Here is a 23,963-nt window from a genome sequence, read left to right on the forward strand (position 1 = left end):
AATGCTTCCACGGGGGAACCGCAGGCCAGGACGGCCGCCTGCCGCGAAGGCCGACGAGACGCGGCAGCGGATCATCCAAGCTGCTCGTTTGGTGTTCAGCGAGCGCGGCTACGACGGCGCGACCTTCCAGGCCATCGCGGCGCGCGCGGACCTGACCCGGCCTGCGATCAACCATTACTTCTCGAGCAAGCGGGCGCTTTATCGGGAGGTCCTGGATGACACAAACAAATTCGTCATCGGGGCGGGTATCAAACAAGCCGAACGCGAGACGACGCTGGTGGCGCAGTTGACAGCATTCATCTACGAAGCGACCAGAGCAAATTCGAAGAACCCTGCCGGATCGGCGTTTCTAATCAGCAGTGTACTCGAATCGCAGCGACATCCGGATTTGACAGCAACCGATAACGATTCCATACGCATGAGCCGGGAATTTCTGCTGAGTGTCATCAGCGCGGCGATCGAGCGCGGCGAAATCGTGGCCGACGTGGACGCGACGGTGCTGGCCGAGGCGCTGCTCGTGCTCGTCTGCGGGGTCGGTCTGTATGCGGGCTACGTCGAGAGCCCGGAGAACCTGCTCGCGCTGACCGGAGTGATGCGCCGGTTGCTGGAACGCGCATTCCACAAGGGCGAGGACTGACGCGCTTTCTCGCCATAGTGAAGTTGCGCACAAAGCGTATAGGCTAACTAACTTATCCCGGTATCATGGGCGGGATATGACTGACCTGGATGCCTCGTTACCGCCTTCCGTACGGTCTGCCGGCGACAGCTGGACAATCACTGAACTCGTCGGCGCCACCGCGCTGGGCGTCGCCGCGTCGCGTGCCGCAGAAACCGCCGGGCCCGATCCGCTGATCCGCGACGACTTCGCGCGCCTGCTGGTCTCGTCGGCCGGCCCGGCATGGGCGCGCCTGGCCGACCCGGAGCTCGGCTGGCTCGACGGTGACGAGCACGGACAGCGCTCCCATCGATGCGGCATCGACTATCAGGCCGTGCGCACCCACTTCTTCGACGAGTACTTCGCGAACGCTGTCGCCGCCGGCATCCGGCAGGTGGTGATCCTGGCCGCCGGGCTCGACTCCAGGGCGTACCGGTTGGACTGGCCGGCCGGCACCACGGTCTACGAGATCGATCAGCCCCAGGTGCTGGAGTACAAGGCCGGCATCCTGCGGCGGCACGGCGCGACGCCGTCCGCCATCCGCCACCCGGTCGCGGTGGACCTGCGTGAGGATTGGCCCGCGGCGCTGGCCGCCGCCGGATTCGACCGCACCCAACCGACCGCCTGGCTGGCAGAAGGGCTGCTCCCATATCTGCCCAGCGACGCTCAGGACCGGCTTTTCGAGATGGTCACCGCGCTCAGCGCGCCGGACAGCCAGATCGCCATCGAAATGTTCGGCATGAATTCCCGGAGCAACTCGCAGCGCTGGCTGCGGATGCGCGACCGGCTCGGGCTGGACGTCAACGTCCAGGCGCTGACCTACCACGAGCCGGACCGTTCGGACGCCGCCGCATGGCTGGCCGACCACGGCTGGCACGTGCACAGCGTGAGCAACCGCGACGAGATGGCCCGACTCGGCCGTCCGGTACCCGACGACCTGACCGACGAGGCGGTCCGCAGCACACTGCTGCGGGCGCGTTTCGGCAAGCCCACCGCCTGACCGGATCCATCCAAGGAGAACCGCCATGAGTTCACTGCGCACCCACGACGACACGTGGGACATCAAGAGCAGCGTCGGCACCACCGCGGTCATGGTGGCCGCCGCCCGGGCCATCGAGACCGAGCAGCCCGACGCGCTGATCCGCGACCCCTACGCGCGGTTACTCGTCAACAACGCCGGTGCCGAGGTCTTGTGGGAGGCCATGCTCGACCCGGACGTCGTGGCCAAGATCGAAGCCATCGATGAAGAGTCCGCCGCCCGCATGCAGCACATGCGCGGCTACCAGGCGGTGCGGACCCACTTCTTCGACTCGTACTTCGCCGACGCCGTCGCCGCCGGGATTCGGCAGGTGGTGATCCTCGCGTCCGGACTGGACTCGCGGGCGTACCGCCTCGACTGGCCGGCCGGCACCACGGTTTACGAGATCGACCAGCCCCAGGTGCTGGACTACAAGACCACCACGCTGGCCGAAAGCGGTGCCAAGCCCTCCGCCGATCGTCGCGAGGTGGCCATCGACCTGCGCGAAGACTGGCCGGCCGCGCTGCGCGCCGCCGGATTCGACCCGGCCCGGCCGACCGCCTGGCTGGCCGAGGGATTGCTGATGTACCTGCCCGCCGAGGCGCAGGACAAGCTGTTCACCCAAATCGGCGAGCTGAGCCCGGCGGGCAGCCGCGTCTCTGCGGAAACCGCACCCATGCACGCCGAGGAGCGGCGCCAGCAGATGCGGGAGCGGTTCAAGAAGGTGGCCGACCAGCTCGGCCTGGAAGAGACCGTCGACGTCGGCGAACTGATGTACCGCGACGAGCACCGCGCGAACCTCGCCGACTGGCTCAACGACCACGGCTGGCGTGCCACGGCGCAGAACTCGATCGACGAGATGCATCGCCTGGGCCGCGGGGTGCAGAGTTCCGAGGTGGACGAAGACCGGGACGCCTTCTCCGACTTCGTGGTCGCCGAGCGGCTGTAAAGGCCCGCACCGCGTCGAGACGGCGCACAACCTCGTAGACCCGTCGCGCGTCAACCGTTGGCTCGCGGCTGCGGTTACCGGGAATTCGCCTGGTCATCGGGGACAATGGTCACTCATTATGGCCAGTGGCGGATCCGATCGATCGCACCGTTGGGCGCTGCGAAAGGGCCGGTTCGTTGCCGCCGTCGCCTCGGCCGCCGTCATGGCGATAACCGGTATGGGCTGGACGGGCTATCACACCGCGCTGGGCAAGATCATCATCTCGCACGCGCTGCCGAATGCGGCGACGACGCTGGACGGCAACCAGAACATCCTGCTGATGGGTCTGGACAGCCGGCTGGACCAGAACGGTAAGCCGCTGCCGCAGGACGTCTACGAGGCCTTGCACGCCGGCGACGAGAGCTCGGGCGGCTACAACGCCAATGTCCTTATCGTCGTGCACATTTCGGACGGCGACGGGCCGGTCACCGCGATATCGATTCCGCGTGACGACTACGCGGAGTTGCCGGGCTGCCCGGGCTCGGTCTGCGCCGGCAAGATAAAACAGGCGTACGGGCTGGCCTACCAGCAGTCGCTGAATTCGCAGGCGGCCGGGAATTCGGGCGGGGCGGGCGCCAACAATCTGGCGGCTCGCGAGCAGACCGCGCGCGAGGCCGGCCGCAAAGCCGAAATCAACGCCGTCAACGACTTTCTGGGCATCTCGGTCGATCACTTCGTCGAGGTCACGCTCGGCGCGTTCTTTCAAATCGCCAAGGCCGTCGAGCCGATCACGGTGTGCCTCAACGCCGATACGCGCGACAGCTATTCGGGTGCGGACTTCCACCAAGGGGTCCAGCGCATCGACGCCGCGGACGCGATGGCCTTTGTGCGGCAGCGGCGCGACGAAAATGACGGCTCGTTCACCGATTTCGACCGGACACGGCGACAGCAGGCGTTCCTGGTGTCGTTGGTCAAGGCGGCTCGCAGCGGCGGCGCGCTGTCCAGCGTGAGCGGGCTGCGCAAACTGCTGCAGGTCGCCCGCGACAACGTCGCCGTCGACGACGGGCTGGACATCATGGAATTCGCTTCGCGCGCCTCGCAACTCAGCGAGCGGCCGCTGTCGCTCTACACGCTGCCGATCGCCGGCTTCGGCAAAGACGCCAGCGGCTCCGACATCAACCAGGTCGACCTGCCGACCATCCGGCGCATCGTCAACGAGCGCTTCATGTCGGATACACCGGTGGCGCTGGAGGCCGCCTCACCGCCCACCCAGCCCCCGTCGGCGTTGGCCGAGCCCGCGATTCTCGACGTCGTCAACGCCACCTCACGGGACGGGCTCGCGGGCGCCGTCGAGGAGGCCTTCGCCGGCCGCGGATTCACCCGCGGCAGTGCCACGACCGCGGCGGCCCCGGCCGACGACACCGTCATCGAGTACGGCCCCGGGGCGGGCCGGGCCGCACAGGTGCTGGCCGATCAACTGCATGTACCGGCGACGGCCGACAACGCCGTGGCTGCCGGCACGGTGCGGCTCACCGTGGGGACGAGCTTTCCCGCAGGGGACTACCTGGCCCACCCCGGCGCGACGACCGACCCGTCCGGGTCCGGGCAGGTGAGTGCCGTGGCCGCCACCGGCACCGGCGACCGCGCCCCGGCACCGACCGACCTCAGCCAGATGACCGCCGCGAACGTCCCCTGCGTCAAGTAACCGCACCGGTCCTCGCGCGTGCGCGCCGAGGCCCGCGACGATCCGACCCGGCGAGACCGGGGTTGGCCGGATCCTTCCTATTGCTCTCCCAACCGGATGGTTAGTATCGCGGTTATCACCGATGAGCGGCCGCCACGCGGCGGGACCCTGCTCGGGAAGGACAATGATGACCACCGAATCGGTTACATCGAAGACATCGCCCTCCAAGGACTCCACCAACGGGACGGCACCGGTCGATATCCCCGCCACGGTTGCCCGGCTTCGCCAGACCTTTGCCACCGGTCGCACCCGCGACATCGAATGGCGCAAGCGCCAGCTGCTGCAACTGGTGAAGCTGATGGAGGAGAACGAGGCCGCGCTCGCCGCGGCGCTCGCCGAGGACTTGGACCGCAGCCCATTCGAGGCCTACATCGCCGACATCGCCACCACCGCCGGTGAAGCGAAATACGCGGCGAAGCGGGTGCGCAGGTGGACCCGCCGCAAGTATCAGCTGCTCGAGCTCCCGCAGCTGCCCGGCCGCGGCTGGGTGCAGTACGAGCCCTACGGCACCGTGCTGATCATCGGCGCCTGGAATTACCCGTATTACCTCACGCTGGGCCCGGCGGTCGGAGCGATCGCCGCCGGCAACACCGTCATCCTCAAGCCTTCGGAAATCGCGGCCGCCTCCGCGCACGTGATGGCCGAGCTGGTGCCCAAATACCTCGACAACGACGCGATCGCGGTGGTCGAGGGAGACGGGGCGACGAGCCAGGAACTCATCGCGCAGGGCCTGGACCGCGTGCTGTTCACCGGCGGCACCGAGATCGGCCGCAAGGTCTACGAGGGCGCGGCGCCGCACCTGACCCCGTGCACCCTGGAGCTCGGCGGCAAGAGCCCGGTCATCGTCGCGGCGGACGCCGACGTGGAGGTGGCCGCCAAGCGGATCGCCTGGATGAAGCTGCTCAACGCCGGGCAGACCTGCGTGGCACCCGATTATGTTTTGGCGGATGCCACGATTCGCGATGAACTGGTCGACAAGATCAGTGCCGCCATCACGAAATTCACCTCCGACAAGCCGGACGGCATGCGGGTGGTCAATCAGCGCCAGTTCGACCGGATCAGTGGTTACCTGTCCGCGGGCGACGGCAAGGTCACCGTCGGCGGGGCCTGCGACGCGTCGAGCCTGCGCATCCAGCCCGCCGTCGTGGTGGATCCTGACCCGAACGGGCCGCTGATGCAGAACGAGATCTTCGGTCCGGTCCTGCCGGTGATCACCGTCCAAAATCTGGATGAGGCAATACGTTTCGTGAACTCGCGGCCCAAGCCGCTGTCGGCCTACCTGTTCACCAAGCGGCGCGAGACCCGCGAGCGGGTGATCAAGGAGGTGCCGGCCGGCGGCATGCTGGTCAACCACGTCGCCTTCCAGGTCTCGACGGCCAAGCTGCCGTTCGGCGGTGTCGGTGCATCGGGTATGGGTGCCTACCACGGCAAGTGGGGGTTCGACGAGTTCAGCCACCGCAAGTCGGTCTTGACCAAACCCACCCGGCCCGACCTGTCGAGCTTCATCTACCCTCCGTACACCGAGCGGGCCTTCAAGATGGCCCGCCGGATGTTCTGACCGCTGGCATCACCGAAACCGTTGCCATAACCAGTTTTTCACAGCAGAGAGGAAACTTATGCCCGGAGTGCAGGATCGCGTCATCGTCGTCACCGGAGCCGGCGGAGGCCTGGGCCGTGAATACGCCCTGACCCTCGCCAAGGAGGGCGCGAGCGTCGTCGTCAACGACCTCGGCGGTTCGCGTGACGGCACCGGCGCCGGCCACAACATGGCCGACGAGGTGGTCAAGGAGATCAAGGACGCCGGCGGGCGGGCGGTCGCCAACTACGACAGCGTCGCCGAGTCCGAGGGCGCCGAGAACATCATCAAAACCGCGCTCGACGAATTCGGCGCCGTGCACGGCGTGGTCAGCAACGCCGGCATCCTGCGCGACGGCACCTTCCACAAGATGTCCTTCGAGAACTGGGACGCCGTGCTCAAGGTGCACCTCTACGGTGGCTACAACGTCATCCGCGCCGCGTGGCCGCACTTCCGCGAGCAGAGCTACGGCCGCGTGGTCGTCGCCACCTCCACCAGTGGGCTGTTCGGCAACTTCGGCCAAACCAACTACGGCGCGGCCAAACTCGGCCTGGTCGGCTTGATCAACAGCCTGGCGCTGGAAGGTGCGAAGTACAACATCCACGCCAACGCCGTCGCCCCGATCGCGGCGACCCGCATGACCGAGGACATCCTTCCCAAGGAAGTGCTCGAGAAGCTGACGCCCGAATACGTCGCGCCGGTGGTGGCCTACCTGTGCACCGAGGAAAACCCCAACAGCGCTTCGGTTTTCGTGGTCGGTGGCGGCAAGGTGCAGCGTGTCGCGCTGTTCCAGAACAAGGGCGTCAACTACGACAAGCCGCCGACGGTGGAGGACATCGCCTCGCAATGGGGCGAGATCACCGACCTGTCCGCGGCGAAGCAGGCCGATTTCAAGCTGGGGTAAGCCAGTGGCGACCGGGTGGTCAGCGAGTCAGGCGAGCAGCTCGCCGCGCAGACGTCTCACGTCCGCCTCGCTGACACCCGCGTCGCGCAAATAGGCGTGCAGCGACCCGAATTCCCGGTCGATGGTCTGGCGCGCGGCGTCCAGGTATTCGGGACGCACGCCGAGGACACCGTCGGCAAGCCGGGCCTTGGTGAACGTGACGACCTCCGGGGTCAATTCGACGTCAGACCGTTTCTGGATCATCTCGTAGATGTGGTCGCGCAATTGGGGCACCGCCGCGTTACTGCGCAGGTAATCGGCGACGATGGTGTCGCGATCGACGTCGAGCATCTCCAGCACCGTGGCGATCACGAAACCTGTGCGGTCCTTGCCCGCGAAGCAGTGCGTGAGCACCGAACGCCCGGCGGCCAACATCGAGAAGACTTGCCGCACAGCGCGTTGCGCCCCGTTGCGGGTCGGGAACTGCCGGTACTCGTCGATCATGTGCCGGATGGCGGCCTCGTTGACCTCTTCGTCGGATTGGCCGGCGTCGCCCTCGAACAGCCGCCGAAACGCGGTCTCGTGCGGCGCGTCGTCGTCGCTGGGCTGATCGTCGCCGAGGTCGGGCAGGGGGAGCCGGTGGATCTCGATGCCGTCCGGAACCAAACCCGGACCGCGTTTTGTGACTTCCTGGTTCGCGCGCAGGTCGGCGACGTCGGTGATGCCCAGCTCGCGCAGCGTGGTACGGCCCTGGTCATCGAGCCGGCTCAGCTCACCGGACCGGAACAACCGCCCGGGCCGAAGGGCAGGCGCACCGTCGGCGACGTCGCGAAAGTTCCACGCGCCGGACAGTTCTCGCAGCGCCTCAGTCATTCGGTGTGACCGCCGCGGCGAAGGCCGACTGTTCGCGGCCGAGCTCGGTGCGCGCGATCGTGCGCATGTGCACTTCGTCGGGCCCGTCGAAGATCCGCATGGCGCGGTGCCAGCCGTACAGGCGGGCCAGCACCGTGTCGTCGCTGACGCCTGCGGCGCCGTGCACCTGGATCGCGCGGTCGATGACGTCGCAGGCCACTTGCGGCGCCACCGCCTTGATCTGCGACACCAGCAGGTGCGCGGCCTTGTTGCCATGCTGGTCGATCGTCCACGCCGCTTTTTCGCAGAGCAGTCGGGCCTGGTCGATTTCGTTGCGGGACTTGGCAATTGCCTGCTGCACCAGACCCTGGTCGGCCAGCGGCCGGCCGAAGGCGATGCGGTTGTTCGCGCGGTGCACCATCAGCGCCAGGGCGCGTTCGGCCCCGCCGAGCGCGCGCATGCAGTGGTGGATGCGGCCGGGCCCGAGCCGGGCCTGGGCGATGGCGAAGCCGCCGCCCTCCTCACCGAGCAGGTTGGTGACCGGCACCCGGACGTTGTCGTACACGATCTCGCAGTGCCCGTGCTGGTCCTGCCAGCCGAACACCGACGTGGAGCGCAGCACGCTCACGCCCGGGGTGTCCATCGGCACCAGCACCATCGACTGCTGCTGGTGACTCGCGGCCTCGGGGTTGGTGCGGCCCATCACGATCAGGATCTTGCAGCGCGGGTCGGCCGCGCCCGACGTCCACCACTTGCGTCCGTTGATGACGTAGTCGGCGCCGTCGCGCACGATGGCCGTCTGGATGTTGCGGGCGTCGCTGCTCGCGACCGCCGGCTCGGTCATCGAGAAGGCGCTGCGGATCTCCCCGGCCAGCAACGGCTCCAGCCACTGCTTGCGCTGCTCCTCGGTGGCGAACAGGTGCAGGGTTTCCATGTTCCCGGTGTCCGGGGCCGCACAGTTGACCGCCTCGGGGGCGAGCTCCAGGCTCCAGCCGGTCAGCTCGGCCAGTGGCGCGTATTCGAGGTTGGTCAACCCCGATTCGGCCGGCAGGAACAGGTTCCACAGGCCGCGCTCCTTGGCCTTGGTTTTGAGTTCCTCGATGACGGGCGGGACCGTGTGATCGTTCGGGCCGGCTTCTTCGCGGTATTTGTCGTATTCGGCCTCGGCCGGAAAGACGTATTCCGTCATGAAGTCGGACAGTCGCTTGTGGTAGTCGCTGGCTTTGGCCGACATCGCGAAGTCCATGCCCGTCACGATAGGACACGTGTCGAGTCGACGCGTTTCCGGTCGTCAGCGCGATGCTTACGCCGCGGTGAAACCGCGCTGGCGCGGGCGGCACGATGGATGGCATGAGTGAATCCCGCCCCCCGTTGCCTCCGTTCACCCACGAAACCGCGCTGCAGAAGGTGCAGGCGGCCGAGGACGCCTGGAATAGCTGCGATCCTGAGCGCGTCAGCCTGGCCTACACGGTCGATTCGCACTGGCGCAATCGCGATGAGCGCATCATCGGCCGCAACGAGATCGTGGCATTCCTGACTCGCAAGTGGGAGCGCGAGCTGGATTATTCGCTGCGCAAGAGCCTCTGGAGCTTTAACGGCAACCGCATCGCGGTGCGGTTCCAATACGAGTGCCACGACCAATCCGGCCGGTGGTATCGCAGCTACGGCAACGAGCTGTGGGAGTTCACCGAGTCGGGACTCATGGCGCGCCGCGAAGCCAGCATCAACGACGTGCCCATCGACGAATCGCAGCGCCGCTACTTCGGGCCCCGCCCGGAGTCTGAACACGGCCAGGAGATCCCGCTCTGGTAGCCGCGCGATCGAGCCCGCAATCGAATCAGCGCACAACGCCGTCTTGTGGCGTCACAACGGCGCGGGCGCTACTGCATCGCCCGGTGGCGGCGAACCATCGACCGGGGCGGGGGTATCCCGCCGTGGGCGTTCGCGCGTCCATGGTGAAACCTGGTTAAGGTAACGACGCGCGGCCGAGCCGGCGCCACGCCCATCGGCAGGGACAGTACGGGAAAGTACGGAAAGTAGATGTACGCGCCATGACAAATGCGCAGACGACGGTAGGAGTGGTCGCCGAATCCGGGGCCGACGAGCGGCGGGTCGCGCTGGTGCCGAAGGCGGTCGCGTCGCTGGTGAGCAGCGGCGTGGCGGTGGTGGTCGAGTCCGGGGCGGGCGAACGGGCGCTGCTGCCCGACGCGCTCTACACCGAGGCCGGGGCCAGCATCGGGGACGCGTGGGCCGCCGACGTGGTGGTCAAGGTTGCGCCGCCGATCCAGGCCGAGGTCGCCAAGCTGCGCAGCGGCCAGACGCTGATCGGTTTCCTCGCGCCGCGCAACGCCGAGAACTCGATCGGTGCGCTCAAGCAGGCCGGCGTGCAGGCGTTCGCGCTCGAGGCCATCCCGCGGATCTCGCGAGCCCAGGCCATGGACGCGTTGTCATCGCAGGGCAACGTGTCCGGCTACAAGGCCGTGCTGCTGGCCGCCTCGGAATCCACGCGCTTCTTCCCGATGCTGACGACGGCGGCCGGCACCGTGAAGCCCGCCACCGTGCTGGTGCTCGGCGTCGGCGTGGCCGGGCTGCAGGCGCTGGCCACCGCCAAGCGGCTGGGCGCTCGCACCACCGGGTACGACGTTCGGCCCGAGGTGGCCGACCAGGTGCGGTCGGTGGGGGCGCAGTGGCTCGACATCGGTATCGACGCCGCCGGTGAAGGCGGCTACGCCCGTGAGCTCACCGACGAGGAGCGCGCCCAGCAGCAGAAGGCCCTGGAAAAGGCGATCAGCGGTTTCGACGTCGTGATCACCACGGCGCTGGTCCCGGGACGCCCGGCGCCGCGTCTGGTCACCGCGGCCGCGGTCGAAGCGATGAAGCCCGGCAGCGTGGTGGTGGACCTGGCCGGCGAGACGGGGGGCAACTGCGAGCTCACCGAGCCCGGGCAGACGGTCGTCAAGCACGACGTCACCATCGCCTCGCCGCTGAACCTGCCGGCTACCATGCCCGAACACGCCAGCGAGCTCTACAGCAAGAACATCACCGCGCTGCTGGACCTGCTGCTCACCGACGGGAAGCTGGCGCCTGACTTTGACGACGAAGTGATCGCGGAGTCGTGTGTGACCCGCGGCGGCGACGATGCAGAGCGCAGCGATGAGGAGGAGCGCCGCAAGTGATCCCACGGAAGGACTCGTAGATGTACGACGAGCTATTGGCCAACCTGGCGATCCTGGTGCTGTCCGGATTCGTCGGGTTCGCGGTCATTTCCAAGGTGCCCAACACGCTGCACACGCCGCTGATGTCGGGCACCAACGCCATCCACGGCATCGTGGTGCTGGGCGCGCTGGTGGTGTTCGGCTCGGTCGAACACCCCTCGCTGGCGGTGCAGATCATCCTGTTCGTCGCGGTGGTGTTCGGAACCCTGAACGTCATCGGCGGGTTCATCGTCACCGACCGGATGCTGGGCATGTTCAAGGGCAAGAAGAAACCCGTGCCCGCGATTACTGAGGAGCCGGCCGCCAAATGAACTACTTGGTAATCGGCCTCTACATCATTTCCTTCGCCCTGTTCATCTACGGCCTGATGGGCCTGACCGGGCCCAAGACGGCGGTGCGGGGCAACCTGATCGCCGCGGTGGGTATGGCGCTGGCGGTCGCGGCGACGCTGATCAAGATCCGTCACACCGACCAGTGGGTGCTGATCATCGCCGGGCTGGTGGTGGGCGTGGTGCTCGGCGTACCGCCGGCCCGCTACACCAAGATGACCGCCATGCCACAGCTGGTGGCGTTCTTCAACGGCGTCGGTGGCGGCACGGTCGCGCTGATCGCGCTCGCGGAATTCATGGAGACCAAAGGCTTTTCGGCGTTCCAGCACGGAGAATCCCCGACCGTGCACATCGTGGTGGCGTCGTTGTTCGCCGCGATCATCGGCTCGATCTCGTTCTGGGGATCCATCATCGCGTTCGGCAAGCTGCAGGAGATCATCTCCGGATCGCCGATCGGCTTCGGCAGGGCGCAGCAGCCGATCAACCTGCTGCTGCTGGCCGGCGCGGTGGGCGCCGCGGTGGTGATCGGCATGCACGCCCATCCGGGCAGCGGCGGGGCGGCGCTGTGGTGGATGGTCGGGCTGCTCGCCGCCGCGGGTGTGCTGGGCCTGATGGTGGTGCTGCCCATCGGCGGCGCCGACATGCCGGTGGTCATCTCGCTGCTGAACGCGATGACCGGGCTCTCGGCCGCGGCCGCGGGTCTGGCGCTGAACAACACCGCGATGATCGTGGCGGGCATGATCGTCGGTGCGTCCGGTTCGATCCTGACCAACCTGATGGCCAAGGCGATGAACCGCTCGATCCCGGCGATCGTCGCCGGCGGCTTCGGCGGTGGCGGGGTCGCCCCGAGCGGCGGCGACGTCGGCGACAAGACCGTCAAGGCCACCTCGGCCGCCGACGCCGCGATCCAGATGGCCTACGCCAACCAGGTGATTGTGGTGCCCGGCTACGGCCTGGCCGTCGCGCAGGCGCAGCACGCCGTGAAGGACATGGCGGCCCTGCTGGAGAACAAGGGCGTCACGGTGAAGTACGCGATCCATCCGGTCGCCGGCCGGATGCCGGGACACATGAACGTGTTGCTGGCCGAGGCCGAGGTCGACTACGACGCCATGAAGGACATGGACGACATCAACGACGAATTCGGCCGCACCGACGTCGCGATCGTCATCGGCGCCAACGACGTCACCAACCCGGCGGCGCGCAACGACGCGTCCAGCCCGATCTACGGCATGCCGATCCTCAACGTCGACAAGGCCAAGTCGGTGATTGTGCTCAAGCGGTCGATGAACTCCGGCTTCGCCGGCATCGACAACCCGCTGTTCTACGGCGAGGGCACCAGCATGCTGTTCGGCGACGCGAAGAAATCGGTGACCGAGGTCGCCGAGGAACTCAAGGCGCTGTAACGCGAAAGGCGCCTGTGCGCTGGGGGTTTAGACGGGCGGGTAGGCGGGCGGCGGGTATCCGTTTCCGTCGGTGACCCCACGCAAGCCCCAGGTCAGGTACCGCATGAAGAACTCGATCTCGTCGCTTCCGTCGTAATCCGGACTCGGATCCATCGGCCCCACCTCTCGACTCATCTCGTTCGATGAGGAGTCTAGTCGCATACGCCTGCGCGTGACACCCGGCGTTTTGCATAAACTGTCCAACCAGTTGATTGATAGCTATTCTGGCCGAACCGGCCCTGGCCTGGCCATACCGACGATAGTGAGAACAGATGCCCACCGACAGCGTCACCCCGAATGGGCTGACCCGGCGCGAAGAACTGCTGGCGGTCGCCACCAAGCTGTTTGCGGCGCGCGGCTATCACGGCACCCGGATGGACGACGTGGCCGACGTGATCGGCCTGAACAAGGCGACCGTCTACCACTACTACGCCAGCAAGTCGCTGATCCTGTTCGACATCTACCGCCAGGCCGCCGAGGGCACGCTGGCCGCCGTGCACGACGACCCGTCCTGGACGGCGCGCGAGGCCCTCTACCAGTACACCGTCCGCCTGCTCACCGGCATCGCCAGCGATCCGGAACGGGCCGCGGTGTACTTCCAGGAGCAGCCGTACATCACCGAATGGTTCACCAGCGAGCAGGTCGCCGAGGTCCGCGAGAAGGAAGCTCAGGTCTACCACCACGTGCACGGGCTGATCGACCGCGGGATCGCCAACGGCGAGTTCTACCCGTGCGACTCGCACGTGCTGGCGCTGGGCTACATCGGCATGACGCTGGGCAGCTACCGCTGGCTGCGGCCCAGCGGCCGGCGCTCGGCCAAGGAGATCGCCGCCGAGTTCAGCACTGCGCTGCTGCGCGGGCTGATCCGCGACGAAGCCATCCGCACGACGTCTCCGCTGGGTCCTTAAGCGCGCAGGTGCTTATCGAGGAACGCGAGCTGGTCGGCCACGACACGGTCGAAGGCGTCGTCGACGTAGATCGCGAAATGGCCCTCGGGATACAGCCTGACCTCGCCGCGGGGCGCTTTGGCCGCGTGGCGCAGCGTCGCCGCCGCGGGGGCCACTGAATCGGCCTCGCACACGCAGAACAGGATCGGGCAGGTGATCTCGGGCGTCGAGCGGCCCGGGCGATAGCTGAAGACCTGCAACGCGATTCGGGCGGCGACCTCGTTGCGGAAGTCGAGCCCGTCGGGCACCAGCCGCAGGTAGCCCGCATACGCGTCGGGCGTGTTCATCAACGCGACCTCGCCGGGCTTACCGGCCGTCGCGACCATCACCGGCGGCCGGCCCAGCCGGCGGGCGAGCATGTCGCGCACCACCCGCGCGGTGATGCGCGCGGCGATCAACGGGTTGGTGATGGTGCGCGCCGACGCGAGGCCGTCGGTGAAAGGACATTGGGCGACGGCCGCGGCGATGCCCGGCAGCCGGGCCGCGGTGGCGATCACGTGGCCGCCGGCAAAAGAGGTGCCCCACAACGCGATCCGGTCGGGATCGATGCCCGGGATGGTGCGGGCGTAGGCGACGGCCGCGGCCCAGTCGGCGAGCTGCATGCCGACATCGAGGACTTGGCGCGGTCGGCCCTCGCTGTCGCCGAAGTTGCGGTAGTCGAACACCAGGCAGGCGTGGCCGGCGGCGCTGAAACGCTCCGCGTACGCGTCCAGGCGCATGCCGCGCACCGCACCCAGGCCGTGCGCCATCACCAGCAGTGGTGCGGGCCCGTCACCCGCCGGCCGGTAGAGCCAGGCGCTGATCAGGTCGTCGCCGGAGGTGAACCGAAGGTCTTCGCGGGGTGTCATCAGCGATTGATTCTGCCCGGTCGGGCCGCGGCCCGTCGGGCAGGTATGCTGCCCAAAATTTATGGACTACTGTCTAGAAAAGTTGTCCAGGTTTTGCAGGGACGGAGACTCTCATGGCGATCCGCGTCGCGCACGTCGGTACCGGGAATGTCGGAGGGCTGGCCCTCGCCCAACTCATCACCAACCCCCAGTTCGAACTGACCGGGGTGTGCGTCTCGACGCCGGAGAAGGTGGGCAAGGACGCCGGCGAGCTGTGCGGCGTCGGCCTGGACACCGGTGTCGTCACAGGCGTCACGGCGGTCAATGACCTGGACGCGATCATCGCCGCCAAGCCCGACTGCGTCGTCTACTGCGCGATGGGCGACACCCGGCTGCCCGAGGCGATGGCCGACGTCATGCGCATCCTGGCCGCCGGCATCAACGTGGTCGGCTCGTCGCCGGGCCTGCTGCAGTACCCGTGGGGTGTCATGCCCGACAAGTACATCGCCCGCGTGGAAGACGCTGCCAGGCAAGGCAATTCAAGCATATTCATCAGCGGCGTCGACCCAGGTTTCGCGAACGACCTGATCCCGTTCGCGCTCGCCGGCACCTGTCAGCGCATCGAGCAGGTGCGCTGCATGGAGATTCACGACTACGCGTCCTACAACGGGTCCGAGGTCATGGACTACATGGGATTCGCCAAGCCCATGGACGAAATTCCGATGCTGCTGCAGCCCGGAATCCTCAGCATCGCCTGGGGGACCGCGATCCGTCAGCTGGCGGCCGGCCTCGGCATCGAGGTCGACGAGATCACCGAGTCCTACCAGCGCGAGCCCGCACCCGAGGATTTCGACATCGCGGTCGGCCACGTGGCCAAGGGCACGGTTGCGGTGCTGCAGTTCGAGATTCGCGGCATGGTCAAGGGTCACCCCGTCGTCGTCATCGAACACGTCACCCGGTTGCGGCCCGACCTGCGCCCCGACCTGCCCCAGCCCGCCGCCGGTGACGGCTCCTACCGCGTCGAGATCACCGGCGAACCGTCGTATGCGGTCGACATCATTCCGAGCAGCCGCAAGGGCGACCACAACCACGCGGCGATCGCGGGGGCGGCGGGCCGCGTCGTCAACGCCATCCCCGCCGTGATCGCGGCGCCGCCGGGCATTGCGACCACACTCGACTTGCCGCTGGTAACGGGCAAAGACCTATACGCACCAAGCACTTTGGTAACCACTTAAATCGAAAGGAGACCCACGTGGGTCGGGTAGACGGCAAGGTAGCGCTGATCAGTGGAGGCGCCGGCGGGATGGGCGCCGAAGACGCGCGGCTGCTGGTCGAGGAGGGCGCCAAGGTCGTGATCGGCGACATCCTGGACGAGCAGGGCAAGGCGCTGGCCGACGAGATCGGCGACTCCGCGCGCTACGTGCACCTCGACGTCACCCAGCCCGACCAGTGGGACGCCGCCGTCGCCACCGCGGTCGAGGAATTCGGCAGGCTCAACGTCTTGGTCAACAACGCCGGTACCGTCGCGCTCGGCCCGCTGAAGGGCTTCGATCTGGCCAAGTGGCAGAAGGTGATTGACGTCAACCTGACCGGGACGTTCCTGGGCATGCGGGCGTCCGTCGAGCCGATGATCGCCGCCGGGGGTGGCTCGATCATCAACGTGTCGTCCATCGAGGGCCTGCGAGGCGCACCCATGGTGCACCCCTACGTCGCGTCCAAGTGGGGCGTGCGCGGCCTGGCGAAGTCGGCGGCATTGGAGCTGGCCCCGCACAACATCCGGGTGAACTCGGTGCATCCGGGGTTCATCCGCACCCCAATGACCGCCCACCTGCCCGAGGACATGGTGACCATTCCGCTGGGGCGTCCGGGCGAGGTCCGGGAAGTCGCCACGTTCGTGCTTTTCCTGGCCAGCGACGAGTCGTCCTACTCCACCGGCAGCGAGTTCATCATGGACGGCGGCCTGGTCACCGACGTGAATCACAAGGAGTTCTAGGCTCGAGGCCGCCGAAAATAATCGACCGGTCAGCTAATATTGGGAGCATGCCCCGTCCGCCGAACCCAGAGGTACGCGCCCGCCTGCTTGCGGCCGGTCTCGACCTCGTGCACGCACGCGGATTCGCCGCCAGCGGCGTCAAAGACATCACCGACGCGGCCGGTGTGCCGAAAGGCTCTTTTTACGCGTATTTCGCCAGCAAGGAGGCGTTTGCCGCGGCGATTCTCGAACATTACTGGGCCGACATCGAGACGCGGCTCGTGCCGATCCTCAACGCGGACGGGCCGGCGCAGGAGCGAATCACCCGCTTCTTTCATGCGCTCACGGATGAACACGAGGTCGGCGACTTCCTGCTCGGCTGCCTGATCGGCAACCTCTCGCTCGAGCTCGGTGGATCCAGTGAACCCGTGCGCGCCGAGCTGACCCGCATTCTCGATCGCTGGGACACGGCGCTCACCGCATGCGTGCGCGCTGGCCAGCGCGGCTCCGGTGATATCCGGACCGATCGCGATGCGGGGGAGCTCGCCTCCCAGCTGATCGAGTCGTGGGAAGGCGCGGCGCTGCGCGGGAAAGTGACACGTAGTCGCGCGCCGTACGATCGCTTCGAAACGGCCACCGTTCCAGCGCTGCTGCTTTGATGCGTGCCGGCGGGAATGCCGACCTCCGCTCCCCTTGTTAATTAGACGACTGGTCATCTATAGTGGGCCGCACGGCTGTCGGTGACCGCGACAAGGAGGTCGAACGGCATGACATCGAACGAGAATCTGAGTCAGCGCAGATTTGTCCTGAACGACGGCAGCGGCGAGATCCCGGCGATCGGGTTCGGGACTTCGTTGTCCGACAACACCAAGACGCGCGATGCGGTCAAGACCGCGGTCGAGGTCGGGTTCCGCCACCTCGACGCGGCCGAGCGGTACCGCAATGAAGCCGACGTCGGCGCGGCACTGAAGGAGCTGTTCGCCTCCGGAACGGTGCATCGCGAAGAGCTGTTCGTGACCACCAAGCTGTGGAACAACAACCATCGACCGGAACGCGTGAAGCCCGCGCTGCGGGCGAGCCTGAGCAGGCTCGGGCTAGACGCAGTCGACCTGTATCTGGTGCACACCCCGTTCGCGTTCAGGCCCGGTGATGACCAAGATCCCCGCGACATGCACGGGGCCGTCATCTACGACGACGGGGTCACGTTGGAGGAAACCTGGGCGGCAATGGAAGCCCTTGTGGACGAAGGCCTAACCGGCTCGATAGGCCTGTCCGACATCGGCGTCGAAGGAGCCCGACGGATCGTGGAGACTGCCCGCATCAAGCCGGCGGTGGTGGAGGTCGAGTCGCACCCGTACCACCCGCAATGGGAACTCCACCGATTGCGCGAGACCGACGGGATCATCCTCCTGGCGTTCGCCTCGCTGGGACACGCGCTGGAACCGCGGCTGCTCGATGACCCTCTGGTCGTGTCGATCGCGCAGCGTGTTGGAAAGACCCCCGCGCAGGTGCTGCTGGCATGGGGTATCCAGCGCGGCACCGCAGTTCTCACGGGATCCGTCACGCCGTCACGCATCCGCGAGAACTTCGATGTCACAGCGCTTCCCGAGGACGCGATCCACGAGATCAACGAGCGCCTCGAGACCCGGGTCCGGTTCAATTCTGTTGTAGACGCGGGCCAACCGGGATTCGCCGAGGTTCCCACGGGTAGTTGAGGGCCGTCCGATGAGAGCAATGGCAGGTGTCGACATGCCGTCACACCTGCCGACCGTGGTGTCCGCTGCCGACGGCGTCGTTCGGTGTCGCTGGGCCACCGAGACGGGCCGCGATCTGATCGCCTATCACGACGACGAGTGGGGCAGGCCGACGCGCGACGAGGCCGAGCTGTTCGAGGCGCTGGTGCTGACCTATTTCGAGAACGGCCTGTCCTGGGTGACCGTCTTCGACAGACGGGACAACCTGCGCGCGGCGTTTCACGGATTCGACCCGGCCACCGTGGCCGCGATGACCGACGACGACGTCGAGCGAATGATGGCCGATAGCTCCATCATTCGCAATCGGCGAAAGATCGAGGCGACGCTGCACAACGCCCGGGCCTTGGCGGAATGCTCGCTGGCGCGACTGGCCTGGAAACACCAACCCCGCCACCACCATCGATTGCGCAGCTGGGCCGACGGGCGGATGACCAGCCCGGAGTCGGACCAGCTTGCCCGCGCGTTGCGGGAGGCGGGATTTCGTCATGTCGGCCCCGTCGTCGCCCACTCGTTCATGCAGACCGTAGGAATCGAAAACGGCCATTTCGAAGGGTGTTTCCGCGCGGTGCCGCCCCCGTGCGGCTGACGCCGCACAACATGCGGCCGGTGTGAGCGAGACGCGCCGACGATGCTATAACCGCGATCATGCTGCGCAGCCTGGCGAGCCTGGTCGGATCGAATCACGTCGTCACCGATCCCGACGTGCTGGCGGCGCGCAGCGTCGACCACACCGGCCGCTACCGAGGCAAGGCGAGCGCGCTGGTGCGGCCGGGCACCGCCGAGCAGGTCGCCGAGGTGCTGCGGGTGTGCCGGGACGCCGGTACGCACGTGACGGTGCAGGGCGGCCGGACCTCACTGGTAGCCGGCACCGTTCCCGAGCACGACGACGTGTTGTTGTCCACCGAGCGGTTGCACGCCGTCGGTGACGTCGACACCGTCGAACGCCGCATCGAGGCCGGCGCAGGCGCCACCCTGGCCGCGGTGCAGCGGGCCGCGGGCGCGGCCGGTTTGGTGTTCGGCGTGGACCTGGCGGCCCGCGACACCGCGACCGTCGGCGGCATGGCGTCGACGAACGCCGGCGGGCTGCGCACGGTCCGCTACGGCAACATGGGCGAGCAGGTGGTCGGCGTGCAGGTGGCCCTGCCCGACGGCACGCTGCTGCACCGGCACAGCCGGGTGCGCCGGGACAACACCGGTTACGACCTGCCGGCGCTGTTCGTGGGTGCCGAGGGCACGCTGGGCGTCATCACCGGGCTGGACCTGCGGCTGCACGCCATCCCGTCGCACCGGGTGACGGCGATCTGCGGGTTCGCCGACCTCGACGCGCTGGTGGCCGCCGGGCGCACCTTCCGCGACGTGGACGGCATCGCCGCCCTCGAGCTGATCGACGGCCGGGCCGCCGCGTTGACCGAGGAGCATCGCGGCGTCGGTTCACCGGTCGCCGGCCAGTGGCTGCTGCTGGTGGAACTGGCCGCCGATCATGACCAGACCGGACGGCTGGCCGAGCTGCTCGACGACGTACCGATGCGCGCCGAACCCGCAGTCGGCGTGGATCTCGTTGCGCAGCAACGGTTGTGGCAGGTCCGCGAATCACTCGCCGAGGTGCTCGGCGTGTACGGACCCCCGCTGAAGTTCGATGTCTCGCTGCCGCTGTCGGCGATCAGCGAATTCGAAAGGCACGCGGTCGATTTGGTTCACACGCATGCCCCCGATGCGCTGCCGGTGCTGTTCGGCCACATCGGCGAGGGCAACCTGCATCTGAACGTGTTGCGCTGCCCGGCCGACCGGGAGCGGGCGCTGTACGAGCCGATGATGGACCTCATCGCGCGATCGGGCGGCAACGTCAGCTCCGAACACGGCGTCGGCAGCCGCAAGCGGCCCTACCTCGCCATGTCCCGCGGCCCCGCCGACATCGCCGCGATGCGCACGGTCAAGGCCGCGCTGGACCCGACCGGCTATCTCAACGCCGCGGTGTTGTTCGACTAGCTGCCCTTGATCCCCACCGCGTGGCGCAGCTGCGCCAAAAATTGATCGGCGTCATCGCTGCGCACGATGTAGTGCGAGATCGCAATCCGGATGACCGTCGCCGCCTTCACCGCCGCGTTGGGTCCGGGCAGGTGGCGCTGCAGACCCTCGCGCATCTGCGGGATGACCCAGGAGAACTGGGCGATGGTGTGCTCGGGCTCGACGTCGACCATGCGCACCCCGGAGTACGAATGCTGGTACTCGACGATGAACCGCAGCACGGCGTCGAGCTTGTCCACGCCCTTCAGGCCCGCGGTGGCCTTCACCAGGCCGCTTTCGAAGATCTGGCGCTCGTAGCTCGAAAACGCCGACAGCAACTCCTCTTTGGAGGCGAACCAGCGGTACAGCGTCGGGCGGGAGACGCCCGCCTGGGTGGCGACGTCGGACAGGCTGAGCTTGGTCTTGCCGTTGCGGCCGAGCACCTCGGCGGTGGCCGCCAGGATGCGCTGACGCGTCGAGGTGTCTGTGTCGGCGATCGTCGTCGCCCGGGCCGGCTGGCTCATGAGTCAAACTTTTCGCGGTGTCGCCGAGGTGTCATGGTCATTCGCTCCCACGTTAGGCCCGAGGCGGGCGCCGGCGCACCAGCACCGACTGCTGGATGGCGCCGACCGCGCCCTGCTCGTCGAACAACGTGCCGATGGTCGTCCCGATGCCGTCCGGCCCGTAGCTGGTCTCCGCCCGAATGCCGATCCAGTCGCCGTCGGGAACACGAAATACATGCACGGCCAGATCGGTGTTGAGGAACGTCCATTTGGTGATGTCGAGCTTGCTGCCGATGCCGTTGGCGCAGTCGGCCACCGCGAACAGCCGTTCCAGCTGTGTCATGGATTCGCCGTTGACCAGGTCGACCGTCGGATTGATCCAGGATTCGCCGGGGCCCTTGCTGAGCGGCTCGGTCAGCCACAGCCACTGAAGGCTGTGGACGTAATTGCGGTCCCAGTCCCGCGCCTTGAGGTTGCGGTCATAGGCCTCGGCCCTGGGCCGGGGCAGTGGCGCCGCGGCGTGCGCCAGGGGCTCGGTGTCCTGATGCTGCAACCGCCATCCGCTGGCGCGCGCGACCGGCCGCGGTGTGCCGTCCGGGCCGGGGGCCAGCATCTCGGCGCTGAGCAGTTCGATCTGCTTGCCGGGGCGTTGCACCTCCGCGCGTACCCACAGCTCGCCCTCGGCCGGCACCCCGCCCAACAGGTCGATGACGACCCGGGACAGGCGCGTGTCGTCGCGCTGTTCGCACCGCTCCAGCGCCCGGACCAGCAGCGCGGATACCGGCCCGCCGTGCTGGATGGCCGCCGACCAGGTGCCGCGCGCCAGATCGGTCGCCCGGAACTTCTCGCCTAGCGCGGCGGCGTCGTCGCCGGCCGGGTCGATCAGCTCGTAATAGGCGTCGGTCATCGTCAACCTCTCGGGTCAGGGCAAGCCGGCGCCGGGAGTGGTCACCGTGACGGCATCCAGCCGGGAAAGCCGGGTGCCGGCCAGGCGCTGAGGATAGGCCTCTGTGCTCGACAACAGGAACAGCGTGCGGCGCTGCGGACCGCCGAGGGCACACGCGATCGCGACCCGGTCGCCCATGTCGATGCGGTCGGTCACGGTGCCGTCCGCCAGGATCCGCTCGAACTGATTGGCCAGCGTCATCGCCGCCCATACCCCACCCTCGGCGTCCAGCGCGATGCCATCCGGCGGGCCGTCCAGGCCGTCGGCGAAAACCCGGCGGTCGGACAGTGCGCCGTCGTCGGCGATGGAAAACGCGGTGAGCCGGCGGCCCGTCGATTCGGCGACGATCAGCGTCGTGCGATCCGGTGTGATCGCCATGCCGTTGGGGAAGTCGAGGTCTTCGGCCACCACGGTCGCACTGTCGTCGGGGTCCAGGCGGATGACGACCCCGCCGTGCAGCGCCTGGCAGCCGATGTAGGCACGGCCCGCGTCGTCGACGACCATGTCGCCGAGGCTGGCCGGCGCCAGGTCGGCGAGATCGGCAATGGTGACCACGGTTTCGCCGTCATAGCGCAGCACCTGCCGGTCCTCGGTCGAGGCGATCAGCAGCGACCCGTCGGGCCGAAAGCCCAGACCCGACGGGCAGTGACCGGGCAGCGGCAATGTGGTCAGCGAGCCACCCATGGTCGCGGTGTGGACGGCCTCGCCCAGCATGTCGGAGAACCACAGCAGGCCCTCGAACCAGCGCGGGCCTTCGCCGAAGCAGAATCCGTTGGCCAGCGGCTCGGGAATCATTCGTCCCCGCCTTCGGCAAACCGGTCCGCTTTACAAAACACCGAAAAAGTGTCATGCACCGCGGGTACCGGTGTCAATCTGCGGATCGGGCGAGCTCCCGCGCCACGGCCTCGTGGTAGGCGTCGATCTTGGCCGGATTGGCCTGGACGAAGAGCTGGTCGGGCAGCGGGGCGTGTTTGTACGCCTCGATCGTCATGGTCCGGGAGAACAGCGTGATGTCCTGCCCGGGCCTGGTGAAGTGGTACGCGACCGTGATGCGGCCCTCCATCCCGCCGTTACCCTCGCGGTCATGGCCCAGCCCGCCGATCGAGGTGAACACGAACAGCGTCGGGCGCACCGCGGCGGCCAACTGCCAGCTGAAGAAGCGGTCGCCGTCGGGACCTGCTTCCTCCCAGGTGTCGCCGACCTTCAGCGGCAGCTCCGGCAACTTGCCGATGTGCGCGCTGCCGGGGTAGGTCTTCGTCCAATTCTGCGGGTTGGTGACGAAGTCGTAGACGGTCTCGGCGGACTGCGTGAACGCGGTCTCCGACGTGGTGGTCACGATGCCCAATAGTGTTGCCTCCCTACGTGTTTCGCCGTCCTGTCGAACGGCGGGGCTGCCGTCTCGTTAGACAAGCTTTACAAATCCTACTCAAAGTGTCACGCTGAGCGCTGAGCCGCGAGCGCGAGAGGAACAGTGGGTTGACGAAGGCGTCTGAGGAATCCGAGCAGACCGAATGGACCGTGCAGGGCCTGCTGGATCTATTCGACGTGCAGGCCGACGGGGACGACCGGTTCACCGGCGACACCGGCATCGCGGCGGGCGATGAACGCCAGGTGGTGGAGGGCACCCAGGTGCTCGCCCAGGCGATCGTCGCGGCGGCGAAGCGGTTCCCGGACAAGTCGGTGCGCTCGGCGCACGCGGTCTTCTCCCGCGCCGTGGTCGTCGGGCCGCCGATCGAACTGGTCCTCGACGTCGTGTCCGAAGGCCGGTCCACCGCCACGGCCGTGGTCGCCGTGCACCAGAACGGCCGGCGCTGCCTGAGCATCACGGTGCTGGCCGACGTCCCGACCGACGATGTCATCCGGCACCACCTGCCGCGCCCCGACGTCGCCGCCCCGGCGGACGCCCACCACTCGCCGATGCCGATGGTCGGGCGCGAACTGCGCCTCGTCGACGTAGTCGACGTCAACAGCCCCGACGAGGTCGGCCCGCCGGAGCTCTACGCGTGGCTGCATTACGACCCGATCCCGACCCGCGACGAGTTGGCCAAGGCGCTGCTCGCATACTTCACCGGCCATCTGGGCATCTCCACCACGATGCGCGCGCACGAGGGTATTGGAACCGCCCAGGCGCACCTGACCGTGTCGACCGCACCGATGAGCATCTCCGTGGCGTTCCACGAACCGGTGGACTGGACCGGGTGGCTGCTCTACACGCACGAGAGCACCCAGGTCGGCGCGGGCATGTCGTACGTGCGCGGCACCGTGCACTCCGAAGAGGGTGAGCTGCTGGCCTCGTTCGCGCAGGAGGCGCTGATCCGTCCGCTGCGCACCAGCGACACGGCGATCGACTCGCGCGCGCGGTTCTAAC

26 protein-coding genes are annotated in these 23,963 nt (G+C 67.6%); 18 read left to right on the plus strand and 8 right to left on the minus strand.

Translation table 11 applies throughout. The features are described from left to right. Window position 1 precedes the first annotated feature (1 nt). The 6 genes from ACZYVJ_RS15965 to ACZYVJ_RS15990 all read left to right on the plus strand — a co-directional run bounded on the left by ACZYVJ_RS15965 (window position 2) and on the right by ACZYVJ_RS15990 (window position 6,825). Window positions 2–637: a TetR/AcrR family transcriptional regulator gene (locus ACZYVJ_RS15965; protein ID WP_463831911.1), complete on the plus strand. Its 636-nt coding sequence runs from the start codon at window positions 2–4 to the stop codon at window positions 635–637. Window positions 638–713: 76 nt separating this feature from the next. Beyond that, window positions 714–1,655 (plus strand): class I SAM-dependent methyltransferase, encoded by a 942-nt coding sequence (locus tag ACZYVJ_RS15970; protein ID WP_463831912.1) that lies wholly within the window; start codon window positions 714–716, stop codon window positions 1,653–1,655. A gap of 25 nt (window positions 1,656–1,680) precedes the next feature. Further along, the gene (locus ACZYVJ_RS15975) at window positions 1,681–2,622 is read left to right on the plus strand and encodes a class I SAM-dependent methyltransferase (RefSeq protein WP_463831913.1); all 942 of its coding nucleotides are present in this window, start codon (window positions 1,681–1,683) and stop codon (window positions 2,620–2,622) included. Window positions 2,623–2,740: 118 nt separating this feature from the next. Next, window positions 2,741–4,306 carry an LCP family protein gene (locus ACZYVJ_RS15980; RefSeq protein WP_463831914.1) on the plus strand — a complete coding sequence of 522 codons (1,566 nt, stop codon included), beginning with the start codon at window positions 2,741–2,743 and terminating at the stop codon, window positions 4,304–4,306. Window positions 4,307–4,469: 163 nt separating this feature from the next. Beyond that, entirely contained in the window at window positions 4,470–5,903 is a 1,434-nt protein-coding gene (locus ACZYVJ_RS15985) for an aldehyde dehydrogenase family protein (RefSeq protein WP_463831915.1), read from the plus strand. Window positions 5,904–5,961: 58 nt separating this feature from the next. Continuing rightward, window positions 5,962–6,825, plus strand: coding sequence for an SDR family oxidoreductase (locus ACZYVJ_RS15990; protein WP_463831916.1), 864 nt, complete (start codon window positions 5,962–5,964; stop codon window positions 6,823–6,825). 27 nt (window positions 6,826–6,852) lie between these two features. On the opposite strand, the gene ACZYVJ_RS15995 is transcribed toward ACZYVJ_RS15990, so the two are convergent. Together ACZYVJ_RS15995 and ACZYVJ_RS16000 are read right to left on the minus strand one after the other, a co-directional pair. Further along, on the minus strand, window positions 6,853–7,677 hold the full coding sequence (locus ACZYVJ_RS15995) for a tyrosine-protein phosphatase (protein ID WP_463831917.1): 825 nt from the start codon (window positions 7,675–7,677) through the stop codon (window positions 6,853–6,855). After that, window positions 7,670–8,890 (minus strand): acyl-CoA dehydrogenase family protein, encoded by a 1,221-nt coding sequence (locus ACZYVJ_RS16000; RefSeq protein WP_463833016.1) that lies wholly within the window; start codon window positions 8,888–8,890, stop codon window positions 7,670–7,672. The genes ACZYVJ_RS15995 and ACZYVJ_RS16000 overlap by 8 nt, the downstream gene beginning before the upstream one ends. 116 nt (window positions 8,891–9,006) lie before the next feature. Here ACZYVJ_RS16000 and ACZYVJ_RS16005 point away from each other — a divergent pair, with 116 nt between their 5' ends. The 4 genes from ACZYVJ_RS16005 to ACZYVJ_RS16020 all read left to right on the plus strand — a co-directional run bounded on the left by ACZYVJ_RS16005 (window position 9,007) and on the right by ACZYVJ_RS16020 (window position 12,603). Then, window positions 9,007–9,468: a nuclear transport factor 2 family protein gene (locus ACZYVJ_RS16005; protein WP_463831918.1), complete on the plus strand. Its 462-nt coding sequence runs from the start codon at window positions 9,007–9,009 to the stop codon at window positions 9,466–9,468. Between the two features lie 239 nt (window positions 9,469–9,707). Next, window positions 9,708–10,832, plus strand: coding sequence for a Re/Si-specific NAD(P)(+) transhydrogenase subunit alpha (locus ACZYVJ_RS16010; RefSeq protein WP_463831919.1), 1,125 nt, complete (start codon window positions 9,708–9,710; stop codon window positions 10,830–10,832). 20 nt (window positions 10,833–10,852) lie between these two features. Continuing rightward, window positions 10,853–11,182: an NAD(P) transhydrogenase subunit alpha part 2 gene (locus tag ACZYVJ_RS16015; protein WP_463831920.1), complete on the plus strand. Its 330-nt coding sequence runs from the start codon at window positions 10,853–10,855 to the stop codon at window positions 11,180–11,182. Beyond that, window positions 11,179–12,603, plus strand: a complete 1,425-nt coding sequence (locus ACZYVJ_RS16020) for an NAD(P)(+) transhydrogenase (Re/Si-specific) subunit beta (protein WP_463831921.1) — start codon at window positions 11,179–11,181, stop codon at window positions 12,601–12,603. Before ACZYVJ_RS16015 ends, ACZYVJ_RS16020 begins: the two co-directional genes overlap by 4 nt. Window positions 12,604–12,630: 27 nt before the next feature. Here ACZYVJ_RS16020 and ACZYVJ_RS16025 read toward each other — a convergent pair whose 3' ends face one another. Further along, window positions 12,631–12,756: a hypothetical protein gene (locus ACZYVJ_RS16025; RefSeq protein WP_003874194.1), complete on the minus strand. Its 126-nt coding sequence runs from the start codon at window positions 12,754–12,756 to the stop codon at window positions 12,631–12,633. Window positions 12,757–12,914: 158 nt separating this feature from the next. On the opposite strand from ACZYVJ_RS16025, the gene ACZYVJ_RS16030 reads away from it, so the two are divergent. Beyond that, window positions 12,915–13,550 (plus strand): TetR/AcrR family transcriptional regulator, encoded by a 636-nt coding sequence (locus ACZYVJ_RS16030; protein ID WP_463831922.1) that lies wholly within the window; start codon window positions 12,915–12,917, stop codon window positions 13,548–13,550. On the opposite strand, the gene ACZYVJ_RS16035 is transcribed toward ACZYVJ_RS16030, so the two are convergent. Further along, window positions 13,547–14,437, minus strand: a complete 891-nt coding sequence (locus tag ACZYVJ_RS16035) for an alpha/beta hydrolase (RefSeq protein ID WP_463831923.1) — start codon at window positions 14,435–14,437, stop codon at window positions 13,547–13,549. The two genes, ACZYVJ_RS16030 and ACZYVJ_RS16035, sit on opposite strands and share 4 nt — an antisense overlap. A gap of 113 nt (window positions 14,438–14,550) precedes the next feature. On the opposite strand from ACZYVJ_RS16035, the gene ACZYVJ_RS16040 reads away from it, so the two are divergent. The 6 genes from ACZYVJ_RS16040 to ACZYVJ_RS16065 all read left to right on the plus strand — a co-directional run bounded on the left by ACZYVJ_RS16040 (window position 14,551) and on the right by ACZYVJ_RS16065 (window position 20,128). Further along, window positions 14,551–15,651 carry an NAD(P)H-dependent amine dehydrogenase family protein gene (locus ACZYVJ_RS16040; protein WP_463831924.1) on the plus strand — a complete coding sequence of 367 codons (1,101 nt, stop codon included), beginning with the start codon at window positions 14,551–14,553 and terminating at the stop codon, window positions 15,649–15,651. 17 nt (window positions 15,652–15,668) lie between these two features. Beyond that, on the plus strand, window positions 15,669–16,409 hold the full coding sequence (locus ACZYVJ_RS16045; protein WP_463831925.1) for a glucose 1-dehydrogenase: 741 nt from the start codon (window positions 15,669–15,671) through the stop codon (window positions 16,407–16,409). 47 nt (window positions 16,410–16,456) lie between these two features. Further along, on the plus strand, window positions 16,457–17,047 hold the full coding sequence (locus tag ACZYVJ_RS16050; RefSeq protein WP_463831926.1) for a TetR/AcrR family transcriptional regulator: 591 nt from the start codon (window positions 16,457–16,459) through the stop codon (window positions 17,045–17,047). Window positions 17,048–17,155: 108 nt separating this feature from the next. Then, window positions 17,156–18,103: an aldo/keto reductase gene (locus ACZYVJ_RS16055; protein WP_463831927.1), complete on the plus strand. Its 948-nt coding sequence runs from the start codon at window positions 17,156–17,158 to the stop codon at window positions 18,101–18,103. Window positions 18,104–18,122: 19 nt separating this feature from the next. Continuing rightward, window positions 18,123–18,728, plus strand: coding sequence for a DNA-3-methyladenine glycosylase I (locus ACZYVJ_RS16060; RefSeq protein WP_463831928.1), 606 nt, complete (start codon window positions 18,123–18,125; stop codon window positions 18,726–18,728). A 59-nt stretch (window positions 18,729–18,787) separates the two neighbouring features. Further along, window positions 18,788–20,128: an FAD-binding oxidoreductase gene (locus ACZYVJ_RS16065; protein ID WP_463831929.1), complete on the plus strand. Its 1,341-nt coding sequence runs from the start codon at window positions 18,788–18,790 to the stop codon at window positions 20,126–20,128. Here ACZYVJ_RS16065 and ACZYVJ_RS16070 read toward each other — a convergent pair. From ACZYVJ_RS16070 to ACZYVJ_RS16085, 4 genes are all read right to left on the minus strand, one after another. Beyond that, the gene (locus tag ACZYVJ_RS16070) at window positions 20,125–20,670 is read right to left on the minus strand and encodes a TetR/AcrR family transcriptional regulator (protein ID WP_007769268.1); all 546 of its coding nucleotides are present in this window, start codon (window positions 20,668–20,670) and stop codon (window positions 20,125–20,127) included. The genes ACZYVJ_RS16065 and ACZYVJ_RS16070 overlap by 4 nt on opposite strands. 52 nt (window positions 20,671–20,722) lie before the next feature. Further along, window positions 20,723–21,556 carry a thioesterase family protein gene (locus tag ACZYVJ_RS16075; RefSeq protein ID WP_463831930.1) on the minus strand — a complete coding sequence of 278 codons (834 nt, stop codon included), beginning with the start codon at window positions 21,554–21,556 and terminating at the stop codon, window positions 20,723–20,725. 15 nt (window positions 21,557–21,571) lie between these two features. Continuing rightward, window positions 21,572–22,390 (minus strand): SMP-30/gluconolactonase/LRE family protein, encoded by an 819-nt coding sequence (locus ACZYVJ_RS16080; RefSeq protein WP_463831931.1) that lies wholly within the window; start codon window positions 22,388–22,390, stop codon window positions 21,572–21,574. A 73-nt stretch (window positions 22,391–22,463) separates the two neighbouring features. Beyond that, window positions 22,464–22,940, minus strand: a complete 477-nt coding sequence (locus ACZYVJ_RS16085) for an SRPBCC family protein (RefSeq protein ID WP_463831932.1) — start codon at window positions 22,938–22,940, stop codon at window positions 22,464–22,466. Between the two features lie 131 nt (window positions 22,941–23,071). On the opposite strand from ACZYVJ_RS16085, the gene ACZYVJ_RS16090 reads away from it, so the two are divergent. Further along, window positions 23,072–23,962 (plus strand): acyl-CoA thioesterase, encoded by an 891-nt coding sequence (locus ACZYVJ_RS16090; RefSeq protein ID WP_463831933.1) that lies wholly within the window; start codon window positions 23,072–23,074, stop codon window positions 23,960–23,962. The last annotated feature ends 1 nt before the right edge of the window (window position 23,963 follow it).

This window comes from Mycobacterium sp. IDUB_3 (assembly GCF_055419585.1).